Origin of the sequence: Methanocella sp. MCL-LM, from assembly GCF_049676595.1 — an archaeon.
GTDB lineage: Archaea > Halobacteriota > Methanocellia > Methanocellales > Methanocellaceae > Methanocella_A.
In genome coordinates this window covers 2,343,766-2,358,227 of record NZ_CP187259.1, presented here as the reverse complement: position 1 = coordinate 2,358,227, position 14,462 = coordinate 2,343,766, and the positions used below count along the sequence as shown (strand labels likewise).

The window sequence follows — 14,462 nt, the reverse complement described above, 5'->3', positions numbered from 1 at the left end:
ATAATGTCACCGGTAACATAAAAAGCTTGCTCTGTCTTCGCTCCGCTCAGAACTAAGTTTAAAAAACAATCGTCCGGCGACAAGCCGCCTTGTTCTTAGTTCGCAAAGGCGCAAGGGTGCAAAGACGCAAAGATTAAAATATTGTACTTTGCGCCCTTGCGCCTCTGCGTCTTAGCGATTTAAAAATAAGGCCGCTCGGGGCCGAAAGTGTATGTGACTATTTCTTGCCTTTGAACTTTTGCAGCAGCCGGCTGTAGAACTCCTTTTGCCCTCCGTCCGAGGTACGGGTGAGACGCTCGACGATCAGCTCTGGCGTGCTCTTGGCGAGATAGTTGTACCTCGGCGTCCTGTCGACGATGAGGTTGAGGTTCTGGTCCAGGCCTTTGGCTTCGATGCCGTCGACGCGCACTGCACACTGGGTGTTCTCCAGGATCTGCTCCGCGAGGTGGCTGACGAAGACTGCTATGCTGCCGTCGTTGTCGTGTAAGGTTTCGAGGATGCCGGCGATGATCTTTGCGGACGCTCCGGGCTCGGTGATGGACTCAAGTTCGTCTACGAGCACTACTTTGTTGCTGTCGGATATGACTCTGGCGAAGTCCTTGATAGTGGTCTCGAAGGCGCCGGCGGTCAGGGTTCCTTTGGACTTGCTGAAGTACAGGAGCTGGTCGGTCAGTCCGATCTCCGCGGAGTCCGCAGGCACCGGGAAGCCCATGTGGGACAGCACGATGATCTGGGCGAGCATGTCGAGCATGGTGGTTTTACCGCCCGAATTCACACCGCTTAATAGCACTATCCGCTCGCCTTTGGTCTCGGGTGTCTTGGTGCCGACCGCATAGGAGACCGGCTCGGCCTTCTGTGCTCCGAGGAAGATGTTGCGGCCTCCGGTGATTGTGATACCCGCCTTCTTCGTCATCTTCGGCATCTTGAGCGCATAGTCGGCAGAGAATAAGCCGATCGCATAGTAGGTGTCGAACTCGAGGACGTCTCTGATCATGTCTTTGCAGACTGTCTCGTACTTTGCCAGGCGCTTCGCGCTCGCCCGTTTCATGTCGAGGCTGCGCTTTATTAATTGCCTGTTAATGGCGTTTCTGAAGCTTTCCGTTCCCCGGTAGTTGATCTCGATCGGGTAGACAATTTCATCCTTGAAGATGAGATCGACGTGCTGCATCTCGAAGGGCTTGAGCTGCAGCTCGTTTTTCATGCTCTCCTTGGCTTCAGCTACGACTTCCGCATAGTTCTTTGCCACTTCTTTTTCGAGCATGCTCTTCAGGCTTTCCGTGTTGCTGCCGAACATGTTCAGGAGCTGGGAGCCCTTGAGGGTGACCGTGTTTTTCTCCATACGTTCGCTCAGGTCTGCGTTAGCCTTTTTTAGAGTGGCCTGAAGTACCTCGTTGAATCTCTTGAGGATATCTTTCAGCCTATCCAGTTCCTGGTCTACTCCCAGCGCCAGCTCGCCGTCGGGGCTGATGTTGGCGAGCTCTGTCGAGAGCTCGGAGAGCTTCGCATCGTCGGCATACTGGCACAGGGGGAAATCAGATTTGCTCCTGATCAGCCTGATCAATTCTATTGCCGCTTCTATGGGCTCCTTGTTGACAGCGAAGTAGCCGATGGTAATCTCCGGCACCAGCCACCACAGGTCGCCGGGATTGTCTGCGAACTCCAGGCTGAGCTCTTCCGGATAGTCAGCGCCGGTCAGCTTGCTCCCGACAACCAGCACCTGAGCGTAGCCCCGGGCAAGGTCGACGAGCTCTCCGGGGTTGGATACCTGGTTGACCTCCATGTACCGGTCGATCTGGAGGCTCAAAATTTTCTCGTAATCCTTCTTGTTATCGACAAAAACTGCCCTGTCTCTGGACTTCTGGGCGTTGACGGGCCTTTTCAGGTACCTGATCTTCTTCAGCGAGAGATCCAGGGCTGCTTCTCTGGAGAGCCTGGACGCCAGCGTGACATAGTCTTTCAGTAAAACCTGGGTAGCCTTGATCTTCTCGGCTTTAGCCGACGGAAAGGGGATATAGGTGCTGATCCTCGAGCGAGAGTACTGGGTATGAGAGTAAGACCGGATGAGGCCGATGACCCGCTCGTAAACGTTCATCGCTTCCGGGGTCTGCAGAAAATCATCGATCGATACGCCGTCCTGGTGGGCTATGATCTGGTGTATGATCGAGACCGCATACTTTTCGCTGATGCCCGGAACTTCCGCCAGGCTGGCCACGTCCCGCTTGTTCAGGACTTCCAGTGCCTGCTCTTCGGAGCCGAAATGCTCGACCAGTTTTGCCGCTATCTTTTCCCCAATCCCCGGGTACCCTGTCAGTTCGCTCACGTGCATAAAATGCCTCAGAAGTATAATAACCGTTGAGCAAGCATGGTGAAAGTATTCTACAAATAGTTATCTGTAAAAAGAAAAAGCCGGCCGGACGATAATCCGGCTGACGCTAATGGTTTAAGAGCTGCTGGTGGTATTGTAGTAGACTTCCTCGTAAGGCTGGACTACGACGAAGCCGTCGCCGCGGAAGACAAGCTGATAAGTCTCGCCGCTGCCCCTGCCCATGAGCGACCTGAAAGTGATGTTGGCGGTGAGCTCAGGATTGAGGTTCTGGGACCATGCGACAGTTGCGTTCGGGTCCGTGATTACGGGCTGATCCGGGGTGACGCGGAGCGTCAGGGGCTCGCCTTCAGTGGTGATGGCGATCATGCCGGTACCTTCCAGCTTCATGTTGAACAGTCCGCCGGCAGCCATCGTGGCGATCCTGCGCATCATGGTAATGTCCCACTTGATGCCCGGCTCAAAAGCCAGCACATCATTGCCGTTGACGTAAATTGCCTGGTTCTCGAGGTGCAGGATAGTGATCCGCTTGCCCTGGTCTGCGATGTACACCTTGCCGACACCGGCTGCTTTCATCAGAGTCGTGCCTTCGCCTGTCAGCGCCTTTTTCAGGAACTTGTCGAAGCCGTGCTCCATCATGCCCTCACGCTCGAACTTCACGTTGCCCTTATAGGCGATCATGGAACCCATCTTCATCCACACGAGGCCATTCAGGTTGATCTCCAGTGTACGGGCGTTTTCAAGCTCGAAAAGGCCCTCGCCTTTATCTTTCTGGGCGGTCTCCTGAAGGAACTGATCTAAAGAATACCTTGACATAACTCATCCACCAAATTCTGATGCCCCACAACGGAGCCTTATTATATATGCATTTGCTCCGAGATTAAATATTCTATGGTGCTTTGCTAAGAAGCGCTGCTACAGTACTCGATAAATTATATCTCGTCCGCTATCCAACCATCTGTTGATCACGATGACTGAAAAGAGATACTTTACCGCAGAGCAGGCCAAAATGATCGGCGAGCAGCTGGGCATAAAATGGGACGAGTTCGACGTCGAGCAGTTCAGGTTCGGCATGGACGTGGAGCTGGAGCACGGGAAGAGAGATCCGAGGACCAACGTGACGAACGATGATCCTCTGACCACGGGCAAGATCGCATGGGCCCATCTGAACGAGTTCCCGGACTACTACGAGCGGCTGGAAAAACTGGAGGCCGAGGCCGAAGAGTACTGGGCGAACAGGAAGAAGAAATAGCTCAAATACTCATTCATTTTTACTGCTTTCCTGGCCAGTCAGGGCTCTAAGTATCGTTAGAGCCGTTTCCTTATCCAGAGGAGCATTCTTATTCCCGCACTTTGGCGAGTAGATACAGGCCGGGCAGCCATCTTCGCACTCGCAGTCCTTGATCATCTCAAGTGTGGCTTTCGCCAGCTCCGGGAAGATCTCGTAACACTTTTCAGCTATCCCTATGCCGCCCTCGTACCCGTCGTAGACGAAGATCGTGGGCACGCCTGTATCGGGATGGAGCGGCGTAGATAGCCCGCCGAGGTCCCATCGATCGCACAACGCATGGACTGGTGCCATGGCGATCATGCCATGCTCTACCGCGTGGATGCCACCGTTGAAGTCGTGCCCCTGCTCCAGCAATTGCTCCTGGTAGTCGGGCGACAGCGTGAACCACACGGCCACCGATTCGAAGACCTGGGGTGGCAGGTCCAGCGGGAAGTAGCCGACCAGCTTCTCGTATCGCCTGACGGCGTACTCATAGTACTGTTCAGTGACAGTGACGTCTCCGACCGAAACCGTGATGCCGCTGACCGTCTTGTGGCTCCGCTCGGATTTTATCCGCACGTCCGACTGCTTCAGGGCTTCAGTGTAGTAGTCGACGTTCTGTCGCTTTGCCTTTGCAACTCCAAGGTTTAGATCGAGGCTATCGATCAGATATGTCTCGCCCTGGTGGAGCAGGACAGCGCCTTCGTGGGCTTCGGAGCATGCCCTAGCTACTTCCAGCGTCTCGATCACTCTGCCTTCGCAGATCACATTGACTCCCCGGCTGGAAATGTTGTTGAGGCTCACGATCTCTGACGGGCTCTTGGCCCCACCGTACACGTAGCCTCTCGGCGTATTCCTGAGCAGGCCGGAAGATGCCATCGCTTCGATGATGCCCGATACGTCGCCGAAGTAAAGCGAATCGTTTGCGGTCAGCGGCATTTCCGCCGAAGCACACATGAGGTGGCCCATGAGGATGTACGGGTTATGCAGGTCGATAATGGCCTCTTCGCTCCTGGCCCCGAAAAATCTCTCCGGGTGCTTCATGTAGAACTGGTCGATCGGATCGTCGAACGCCACGAGGGTGACAAGCGCGTCATCCCTGCCACGGCCTGCCCGGCCTGCCTGCTGCCAGGTCGAGATCCTGGTGCCAGGGTAGCCTGAGATGATCACCGAGTCCAGCGAGCCTATGTCTATGCCTACTTCGAGAGCGTTAGTCGAGGTGACCGCCCGCAGCCGGCCGTTCTTGAGGTCATCCTCGATCTTGCGCCGGTCTTCGGGCAGGTAGCCGGCCCGGTAGGGCATGATTTCATTACGGTAGAGGCCGTTCTCCCGGTCCCTCGCCCACATGGCGATCAGCTCGGCCATGCGCCTGGACTTCGTAAAACACAGCGTCTGCAAGCCGTGGTCAAGCTGTTTCGTGATGAGCCCGGCCGTTTCCTGGTGGGTAGACGCCCGCTGGCTGCCGAAGATGGGCGGGTTCCAGAACAGGAAATGCTTTTTACCCCTGCCGGAGCCGTCTCTGGAAACGACTGTGAAGTCCTTGCCGGTGAGCTTCTTCGAATGCTCTTCCGGGTTGGCTATCGTCGCCGACGATAATATAAACTGAGGATCGGAGCCGTACCTTTTCAGGACGCGCAGCAGCCGGCGGAGCAGCATGGCTACGCTGGAGCCGAACACGCCACGGTACATATGGGCCTCGTCGATGATGATGTATTTCAGGCCGGAGAAAAACTTTCGCCACCGGTCGTTCCAGGCTAAATAGCGGTGAATTGCATATGGGTTACTGACGATGATGCGGGACTTGTCCCTGATCGTTGTCCGGGCAGACTGAGGTGTGTCGCCGTCGTAGGTTGCCGGCAGGGCTCTGGTACTCAGTGCTTCGTCCATGCGCCGCAGCGTCTTGAGCTGGTCGTTGGACAGCGCCTTCATCGGGTACAAATAGAGCGCGGTCGCCTTTTTATCCTCGAGCAGCGCCTGAAAGACCGGGATGTTGAACGCCAGCGTCTTGCCCGAGGCCGTGGGCGTGCTGACGATCACATTTTTGCCGTCGAGCGCAAGGTCGATAGCCCTTGCCTGGTGGGTATACAGCCTGATCTTTTCCCCGTCGAGATACGCCCGAAGCTTGTCGTCCAGGATGTGGTTGACGTCGTCATACTGGGGCTCCCGGGCGTCGATCTCCTCCAGGTGGACAATCTGTCCTTCATAGTCGTCGGAAGCTCTGATCTCTCTGATAAATTCGTCAACGGCGGACATGGTGGCAGTTGCACTCCTCGTCGCAGATGTGGGTGAAAATGTTGGCCAGCGTAATCATATCCTGTTTATTGTGCTCCACAATCGGCACCAGCGGTCCCGGATTGTTCTTATTCAGGTACGCCTCGTAGAACTCGGGCACCATGGCGCCCGGCACATCATCCTGTCTGTCTTTACCGTACAGATGCTTTTCGATGGTCACAAGGCGGGCATCGGGCACCTTGTCCTTGAAGGCACGCCTGGAAAAGTGCAGCATGTCAAAGTGAATGTTCTCCATCTCGCCCGGCATGTCGTAGAACCACCGGCGCTGGTTCACGTAGGGAACGTCGAACGACCGGCCGTTGTATGACAGGATGGGCCCGTCCGAAACCTTGGTGCAGAACTCCTCTATGGCCGCAGCCTCCTCTTCGATGTTGCGGGCAAGATATTGCACCGTGTGAATCTGATTATCCTGCACATATGCTGCACCAAACAGGATGATCGGCCGGGAGAACAGTCCCAGAGTTTCGATATCTATCACTGTGAGCCTCTCCATGTCCGCGTAGGCACTGACGTACAGGTTCAGCGGGTGAGACTTCGGCAGCCACTTCCAGATCTCCTGCTGGATCGACGCCGGATCGCCGGCATCGATAAGATCGACAAATTCCTTCGCCTTTTTACCCCACCGGGGGTGGGCAATCAGGTCCTCGATAGTCCGGTACCCATCAGCCTTCAGCTTAGCCTCTTTCTCGGGCCCGATCCCGTGCAGCAGCCTCAACTGGGCCAGCAGTGCCTGCCTCGCGTCGTCTCCGCCGATGCGGGCCTGGCGGTACTCTGTCTTACTGCTGATCGCATAACATTCCCCGAACGAGTTCGACACGGGCTTGCCCGGAATCGCCTCTTCAAGGGATTTGGCTTTGTAGAGGTCGAGGAACTTATTCTTGACTTCCAGGCCCCGCTCGAAATCGTCATCGTACAGCCACGAAGGCATAAAGCCATCATCGGGCGCATCGTCAGCCTCAGCTATGACCTCGTACTCTCTCCGGGCCTCTTCCCTCGACTTCAGCCGGCCGGCGATATCAGTGAGCCTGTCGTTCGTATGCGGTACCTCATAACACTAAATACCATCCTGTTTTATAGCTTTTGTAGTGAGCGCACCGAAACTAACATACGGGCGTATATGGGGCACGGCGGGCTTTATAAATGAAAATTCGACTCGCTCGAAACCTTTATATGTGATATGGGTATAGTATAGGTCGCACAATGCGTACGCACAAAACGAACGCATAGTGTTATTGGATATAGCGATGGGCCCGTGGTCTAGCTGGTTATGACGTCGCCTTGACATGGCGGAGGCCATGAGTTCGAATCTCATCGGGCCCACTCATCGTTTTCTAAATTTTTTAGTTTTCTGAACTGTGTACCTTTCGGTATCTGTGTCGAGCGGAATTTCTACTGCATATGTCTGGCGAGAAGGATAATGATCGCTGCGCTGTGCATACCTGATTGCTCAGATTCAGTGAGGCAGCAATACGAACGCTGCGCTGTGCTTGATACTGATTTCTCGGATAGCATTCATAGTGTTGTCTCTGTGCTCGCGAACGTGGACTAACGCTGCGCTGTGCCAGATCACAGATTACGACAGATTCGACAGATTTCACAGATGCTAATCGATAATCAAAAAGAAACGGGCTCACACAATTCCTTATATCTAAAGCCGTCATCTGTGCAATCCAGTATTCACGTGGGTCGCTGTTAGTGGTTGGGGTTGGTGTGATTGTGGGGGGTGGGCTTGGATCTTGAGGTTTGGGGGCGGGCTGTGGTGGTTTGAGGTTGTTTTGCTGGGATTCTGGTCGTGTTTTTCTGGGTGGCTCAGGGTTTCCAGGCGGTTTTGTTGATAGCATACGCTAATCGGATTGTTGGCTACCAGACGATTACCAAGTGTTTTGATAGCCGATCGGGAGCAGGCCTGACTACGGGCATTAAAAATTCGAGTATGTGCTCCAGGGCGTCTTTCATGTCTGTTAAAGTGATCACTGCCCTTTTATTCGCTCTCTTAGTAAGGGTATACAAGTTCATCATGAGATGGCTTATTGCAAATACTAGTACGCGGTACCCGTGATTCCTGCTATTAGTCTTTATCCTGAATTCTTTCGCCTCTTTATACCCGTTCTCTATATTCCACCTGGACCTGTACACTGTTGCGAGGGTATCGAAATCACGGTTGGCCATATCCATGTTTGTGGCGAACCCAATATACCGTTGTATACCCTGGTCATCCAGGTACACGTCGAACGTGTACTCTTTAGGCCTTCCCCGATGCATCGTATACCTCCAATGCTTCTCGCCAGAGACCTCTAAAAACGTGTACAGGTGGTCTAAATCCTGGTACTGCTTACATGGTATAATGTACGTGTACCCAAGCCTGTCTACGGTTTGCATGACTTCCGAGAGGTAGAATCCCTTATCCATGAGAATAGCGTGCACTCGTAATTCTCCAGGTATGCTCCATAGGAGTTTCTCCACGAGCTGTGCCTTGCTCTCACTGTTACGTATCGGGAATACAGCGAGAGTGAATTTGAACCTCCTGGCCACTATGCTGATAGTGGCAAAACTGAGGACTTTAACCTCGTTCGTCTTCCTCCCCCTGGTCTTAACGGTACTGCTCACGTAATCCGTCTTCTCCCCGTAATACACTTGATCAGTCGTATCGATCGCCAATAGTACAGGATGATGATGCCACCTGTCCCGCCACAACAACTGGAAACTACGATGAAGTAACCGGTTACAGCACCACGTTATCTGATCGACAGTCATCCTCCCCAGGTAGTAGAACAACCGGTCACTACTATTGAATGTCTTTCGGCACACAGCCTCCATACTACGATTCATCAGGGTACACTTGACCAACAATAGGAAGTATGCTCCTGCTCTTGAGAACTGGAAACAAGCGTCAAAGAACTTCGAGAAAGACTTTAACCCAACACACTTAAGATTCAAATCCAGGGGCGGACACGGTTCCCTCATACCAATAACACCTAAAACGAAGGAACCCCGCCCCCCATCAAATACCTCTTATTCCTCCACCCCCACAACCCACAACAACCCAACCACAAACACCACAAACACGGGGACACTGGCAATCTGTTAAATCTGTAACAATCTGTGATCTGGCACAGCGCAGCGATCGTGTACGTTCACGAGCACAGGGGCAACTGCTTGTGAATCTTCTGGAACTGATGGCTGGTACAGCGCAGCGATCGTATTTCTGTCACAGGCTCAGAGATAGCACTGGAAACGTATTAGCCGCCGAGTCGTCCCTCGGTAGAGACGAGTTTTAGAAAAATAAGAAAAAAGGTATAAGAATGTAAGGTCTGGCCTTACATTCCCATGCCGCCCATTCCGGGGGGCATTCCGGGGGGCATGCCGCCGCCCGGTGCGCCGCCGGAGAGCTTGGAGGCTGCGAGGACGTCGTCGATCCTCATGATCATGACGGCTACCTCTGCGGCGCCGCTGATGCCCTGGGTCTTGACGCGTAAAGGCTCGATAACGCCTTCCTTCTTCATGTCTACGGCTTCGCCGGTGAAGACGTTGATGCCCGCAGTCTTCATTGCGCTCTTGCCCTCGTGCTTGCTGCGCAGGCTGACGAGTACATCAATCGGATCAAGGCCGGCGTTCTCTGCGAGGGTCCTCGGAATGACCTGCATAGCCTCGGCAAATGCCTCGATGGCGAGCTGTTCTCTGCCACCGACTGTGGACGCGTATTCCTTCAGGCGCAGCGCCAGCTCAACTTCGGTCGAGCCGCCGCCCGTGACGTACTTCTTGTCCTCGACTACGACGCCTACGACGCGGAGAGCATCGTGGATTGCCCTGTCGAGCTCGTCAACAACGTGCGTCGTTGCGCCCTTCAGGATAAAGGAGACCGCCTTGGGGTTCTTGCACTTCTCGACGAAGATCATGCCCTCGTCGCCGATCTTGCGCTCTTCCACGAGGCCGGCTGCGCCGAGGTCGTCCTTGGTCAGCTCGTCCAGGCTGGTGCTGACTTTTGCACCGGTTGCCTTGGCGAGCAGCTTGAGGTCAGATTCCTTAACCCTGCGGGCTGCCATGATACCAGCCTTGGCGAGGTAGTGCTGGACCAGGTCGTCCACGCCCTTCTGGCAGAAGACAACGTTGGCTCCGGTCTTCTGAACCTTGGTAACCATGTCCTTGAGCATCTTCTCTTCCTGGTCGAGGAAGCTCTGGAGCTGGTCCGGGCTGCTGATGCCGATCTTGGCGTCAATTTCGGTCTTCTGGATCTCGAGCGCTGTGTCGAGGAGCGCGATCTTCGCGTTCTTGACGGTCTTCGGCATATTCTGGTGCATCCTTTCCTTATCGATGACCAGGCCCTGAATTAATTCGGAGTCGCCGATGGCACCGCCGACTTTCTTCTCGACCTTGATGTCGTCTACGTTGACCTTGCCGTTCTCGTCTATGACTGCCTTCACCGACTTGACTACGAGGTCTGCCAGCTTCTCGCCTACAAACTCCGGGCTCTTACCGGTCATAGCTGTGATAGCGAATTTCTTGAGCAGCTCTTCATCTTTAATGGTCACAGGGTATGCCAGTGAGCTCAGAATTTCTACTGCCTTAGTCGCTGCCTGCCTGTAACCCGTCGCGATGACCGTCGGGTGGATGTCCAGGTCTAACAGGTTTTCAGCATTCTTGAGCAGCTCGCCGGCGATTATGACTGCGGTGGTTGTGCCATCGCCGACCTCGTTGTCCTGGGTCTTGGCGATCTCTACGATCATCTTTGCAGCCGGGTGCTCGATGTCCATTTCCTTCAGGATAGTAACGCCGTCGTTCGTGATGATGACGTCGCCCGTCGAGTCGACGAGCATCTTGTCCATGCCCTTCGGGCCAAGAGTGGTCCTGACTGCCTCAGCAACCGCCCTCGCGGCCATAAGATTCATTCCCTGTGCGTCCCGGCCCCTGGTCCTGCTGGAGCCTTCCCTCATAATTACGTACTGGGGATTGCCTTGTTGTTGTGCCAAATTTAAAACCTCCTTTACTGGTAATACCGATTAAAAAGTACCGATTAGAAGTACCAGTTAAAAAGTATAAATTAATATTATAATTTACTAAACTCCTAACTGTTCTAGGTTAAGAGTTCTATATATAGTTTATGATCAGACTTTGCCTTGAGACCAGCTCGCCCCGAACTGTATTCTGTACAGGATCTCCCGGTCTTCTCCCGACATCTCATCCTCTGAGCAGAAGACGTACAAGCAGGTCGGGCTGCGCAGCTCTCTCGGCAATATGCACCCGACGCCCGCCCGCATGAAACCCGTCTTAGCGTCAAAGTACTCCGCCATCGCCCGTACCGAAGCCTCGTCCAGCGCCGGGCCCTCCTTTCGCCAGTAGCCGAAACCGACCGCGCACTGGTGACAGCACCCGCCACCTCCCAGCAGCATACCCTTACAGGTGCCGTTGTGGAAATCGCAGTCGTAGTCGATCGTTTCGGTACGCTTTGCCAGCTTTTTGTAAGCTTGAAGATCATAGCCCCGGACCCGGGCTTCTTCTGTGGGAACAATCTTGATGTTCAGATTTTGAAGGTAGACTAATAGCTCCTCGTAGTGCATAACCCTCACCGTATCACGATAAAATTGCAGGCTAATAGGTACCTTTTCAAATATTAAAAAATCGCTTCGCTGCCTTGGCAAAAATGAAGTTTACCGGGCGCTGTTTTTAAAGATAATGTAGTACTTCCCGAAGTTCCCGTCCGCGGCCTGGAAGGGCTTCTCTACCGACCTGCTGAAAATTTCATCAGGGTCACTATCCGGAAAGAGCCGGGCAATCCTCGCCTTGTCGTAGTCCGGGTCATGCACCGACGTGCCGACCGGTATGATGTGGGTAGTAACGTCCTCGTCGATACGGTACCCTTGAGAGCACTGCTCCTCGATGATCTGCTGCAAAAGAGCGTAAGAATTGCTGATGCGGAACTTCGATAAAACAGCTATGCTGAGAATTGTCTTCTCTGGCTCCTGCGATTGCAATTGCCTGCCGGAGCCTTTGCCGAGGATGCTGTCGAGGATTCCCATACGTTCACCACATGTCAGATTGGCTACTACTGGTGCTACTCAACCCCCCGAGGATTAATATGTCTTCATAGCTAATTCTAAGGCAAAATTGCCTTAATTTGTATTAATAAGTAGTAGTACTTAAATCTATTCTTGATAAAACGCTGTATAATTTGTCTATCGGAATTTAATTGGTTGTATCATGGCCGCTTGCATAGCGTAATTGTATCATCTACAAATTTGCTACACAGTATAGTCGTTACTGAATCGTTTTGTATGAGTGCCCGTACCGTTTACACGAGGTACGCGAGGTACGCGAAGTACTCAAAGTACGGTAATGGCATGCTGTAAGATGATCTTATCGTAAAACTTCGCGTACTTCGCGTACCTCGCGTACTTCGTGTAAACGGTACCTGACTGTCCTAACAAATTTGAGAATGACTATACTTAATGCAATGTACTTCATTATCTCGAAAAGCTTTAAATAATCAGAAAGGCATAAAACGGCACGAATAAGTGCCCTCTGGCAAATCTCAGAACAGTCCCATGGGGTAGTGGTCAATCCTGCTGGACTTTGGATCCGGCGACACCGGTTCGAATCCGGTTGGGACTATATTATAAAAGGGGATAGTCCTGTCAGATGGCAGGATACCTGCCTCTTGAACGGCTTTCAAGATATTTTTTCTTTTCAATAGGCTCTATCTCTCGGGGCCCTTCTTATCTCTCTTTTCCAGCCACTCCTGGCGCTTAAGCTGTGCCTTCCTCACATTTTCAGCTTGCTTAAGGCGCTTAAGCTCCGCCTTCCTCACTTTCAGATACGCGCTGATTTCACCGTACATCTCGCCTATCTGTCGAAAATCCTCCTTGACGTCCTTCAGGTCGAAGGGCAGGCTTTCGTCGGGCCTGTTGCGGTAGGCTGAGATCGTTTCCTTTATCTTATCGAACTGGCTCTCCCACACGCCGAGACACTGGTCTATTTCTGCGTCTATGTATTTGATTGGGTCCTTTTCCTCCACCAGTTTTTCCTTGATCTGCCCTGCTGTAATCATCTTAGTCCCTCCGATCATCTGCTTCGTGGAATCATAGAACTATCGGGATCCCACCAAGGGGTTCTATTATCTATTAAAGCTGGATCTCTTTTCCTGCTCTCCGGGCGCGCAGCGCCCACCGACAAATAGTTAGTCTACAAGGCAATATCCCATCCGGGTAATGTGATGCGGGGTACCACTGTCGAACCGGTCTTACAGTCAGGCGGGGATAGTACCACGACCGGGCAACCTGTCGTTGTCCGGGCATCCGGAATGTTTTTAACACTGGTGCCGTATCTGTCGACCGCTTTTGACATGGTCGGATATGTGATCGAACTCCCGCTCCGGTGGAACTATCTGGCTCTCAAGCCTCACCTGCCCATCCACACGAAGCTTGGGTATGGGCTCATGCTGAACGCCATCACTGATATGTGGCTCCTGACCGTGGGCCTGAATCGGAAGGACTTAAACCCTGCCTCGATCACTGTTGTGAAGAACTATATCGGCTTCCTGAACACGATGGACGACTACCTCGACGATATCGATGACAGGCCCACTACTCTTCGCTTTAAAAAAGGAGACGAGCTGTGGGAGAGGAGGAAAGAGCTGTTCGAGTCGGTCAGGCAGTTTGACCCGCAGGTCCAGAAGAAGCTGAAGCGGACGATCAGCGCATCTACTTTTACCATGCTGGGGGCAATGGCTAAGTTCAAGAAATCCGGGGCTTCCGACCTCGCCGGAGCTCTTTTTATAAGGGAGGCCACTGCCGGGGAAATTTGCCGGGCGACGGCTGAGCTGTTCAATGTGATCCACGAGGTCCCTGTGGATAAGGCGAAGGCCGTCGAGGCGGCTTTCTGGAACGTCGGCATGGTCCTCCAGGTGCACGATGACGTCGGGGACATTCTCAAGGATGAAAGAGAGGGCTTTAGCGAGAACCTGGTATTGCAGATTCTTAACCGGCGGCCTGTTGAGAAAGCCCGGCTGATGCAGGCGCTGGCTCGCAGAAAGGGTTGCGGATATGGTACGTTAGTCCGGCTAGCGCCCGAGACTGCCCGCGAGGCCCGGGTTTTGCAGGAGAGGTATCTGGCGGCCATTCCGGAGTCGGGAGGGTTCGAGAGGATCAGGTGCCTGCTTAATCTTAGCGTATCCTTTGGCGGGCAGTCTGTCGCTCTACGCTCGATAATTGATAGGCTGGATTTATAACTGGAGTTAGCTCTATATGGCGTCTTTATAACGGGCGAGTTTATAAGCCCGCTAATTATTCTATGAATATTCTGGTTTCTCGCATTTCCCGCAGGGTCCCTACACGAAAGCGACGGATCTGATTGCCGAATTTTATCATCATTAAAAATGCAGGATGTACTACTATGGTATTCGTGAAGGATGTATCCAGGGCGATGAAAGGGATGTGCTTCCCGGCGGACAAGCAGCAGTGCGTCAAATGGGCGCAACAGCACGACGCTACCGCGGAAGTCGTCCAGGCCCTGGAACGGATGCCCAAGAATAGGTTCAAGAACATGTCCGATATATGGTATGCTATTGGGTAAAGAGTTTAAAAT

The 14,462-nt window shown here is 53.2% G+C and carries 12 protein-coding genes and 2 tRNA genes; 5 read left to right on the top strand and 9 right to left on the bottom strand.

Going from position 1 to position 14,462, the window contains the following annotated elements:
* Window positions 1-217: 217 nt before the first annotated feature.
* Together ACPLPM_RS12175 and ACPLPM_RS12170 are read right to left on the bottom strand one after the other, a co-directional pair.
* A complete protein-coding gene (locus ACPLPM_RS12175; protein ID WP_424357042.1) occupies window positions 218-2,326 on the bottom strand; it encodes a MutS-related protein in 2,109 nt (702 codons plus the stop codon).
* A gap of 114 nt (window positions 2,327-2,440) precedes the next feature.
* Window positions 2,441-3,139, bottom strand: a complete 699-nt coding sequence (locus ACPLPM_RS12170) for an AIM24 family protein (protein ID WP_424357041.1) — start codon at window positions 3,137-3,139, stop codon at window positions 2,441-2,443.
* A gap of 154 nt (window positions 3,140-3,293) precedes the next feature.
* Between ACPLPM_RS12170 and ACPLPM_RS12165 the strand changes: the two genes are divergently transcribed.
* Window positions 3,294-3,575 (top strand): DUF5661 family protein, encoded by a 282-nt coding sequence (locus ACPLPM_RS12165; RefSeq protein WP_424357040.1) that lies wholly within the window; start codon window positions 3,294-3,296, stop codon window positions 3,573-3,575.
* A gap of 9 nt (window positions 3,576-3,584) precedes the next feature.
* Here ACPLPM_RS12165 and ACPLPM_RS12160 read toward each other — a convergent pair whose 3' ends face one another.
* Together ACPLPM_RS12160 and ACPLPM_RS12155 are read right to left on the bottom strand one after the other, a co-directional pair.
* A complete protein-coding gene (locus tag ACPLPM_RS12160; protein ID WP_424357039.1) occupies window positions 3,585-5,846 on the bottom strand; it encodes a DEAD/DEAH box helicase in 2,262 nt (753 codons plus the stop codon).
* Entirely contained in the window at window positions 5,833-6,813 is a 981-nt protein-coding gene (locus ACPLPM_RS12155) for a ribonuclease H-like domain-containing protein (protein WP_424357038.1), read from the bottom strand. The genes ACPLPM_RS12160 and ACPLPM_RS12155 overlap by 14 nt, the downstream gene beginning before the upstream one ends.
* Window positions 6,814-7,131: 318 nt before the next feature.
* On the opposite strand from ACPLPM_RS12155, the gene ACPLPM_RS12150 reads away from it, so the two are divergent.
* Window positions 7,132-7,205: transfer RNA gene (locus ACPLPM_RS12150), tRNA-Val, on the top strand.
* Window positions 7,206-7,745: 540 nt separating this feature from the next.
* Here the strand turns inward: ACPLPM_RS12150 and ACPLPM_RS12145 are convergent.
* From ACPLPM_RS12145 to ACPLPM_RS12130, 4 genes are all read right to left on the bottom strand, one after another.
* On the bottom strand, window positions 7,746-8,519 hold the full coding sequence (locus tag ACPLPM_RS12145) for a transposase (protein WP_424357037.1): 774 nt from the start codon (window positions 8,517-8,519) through the stop codon (window positions 7,746-7,748).
* 683 nt (window positions 8,520-9,202) lie between these two features.
* Window positions 9,203-10,852 (bottom strand): thermosome subunit alpha, encoded by a 1,650-nt coding sequence (gene thsA / locus ACPLPM_RS12140; RefSeq protein ID WP_424357036.1) that lies wholly within the window; start codon window positions 10,850-10,852, stop codon window positions 9,203-9,205.
* Between the two features lie 135 nt (window positions 10,853-10,987).
* Window positions 10,988-11,440, bottom strand: coding sequence for a hypothetical protein (locus ACPLPM_RS12135; protein WP_424357035.1), 453 nt, complete (start codon window positions 11,438-11,440; stop codon window positions 10,988-10,990).
* A 90-nt stretch (window positions 11,441-11,530) separates the two neighbouring features.
* A complete protein-coding gene (locus ACPLPM_RS12130) occupies window positions 11,531-11,899 on the bottom strand; it encodes a hypothetical protein (protein WP_424357034.1) in 369 nt (122 codons plus the stop codon).
* 519 nt (window positions 11,900-12,418) lie between these two features.
* Here ACPLPM_RS12130 and ACPLPM_RS12125 point away from each other — a divergent pair.
* Window positions 12,419-12,491, top strand: a tRNA-Gln gene (locus tag ACPLPM_RS12125).
* Between the two features lie 85 nt (window positions 12,492-12,576).
* On the opposite strand, the gene ACPLPM_RS12120 is transcribed toward ACPLPM_RS12125, so the two are convergent.
* Window positions 12,577-12,927 carry a hypothetical protein gene (locus tag ACPLPM_RS12120; RefSeq protein ID WP_424357033.1) on the bottom strand — a complete coding sequence of 117 codons (351 nt, stop codon included), beginning with the start codon at window positions 12,925-12,927 and terminating at the stop codon, window positions 12,577-12,579.
* 294 nt (window positions 12,928-13,221) lie between these two features.
* On the opposite strand from ACPLPM_RS12120, the gene ACPLPM_RS12115 reads away from it, so the two are divergent.
* Entirely contained in the window at window positions 13,222-14,106 is an 885-nt protein-coding gene (locus ACPLPM_RS12115) for a hypothetical protein (protein ID WP_424357032.1), read from the top strand.
* 164 nt (window positions 14,107-14,270) lie between these two features.
* Complete coding sequence (locus tag ACPLPM_RS12110) at window positions 14,271-14,450, top strand: DUF2795 domain-containing protein (protein ID WP_424357031.1); 180 nt, start codon at window positions 14,271-14,273, stop codon at window positions 14,448-14,450.
* Window positions 14,451-14,462: the final 12 nt, after the last annotated feature.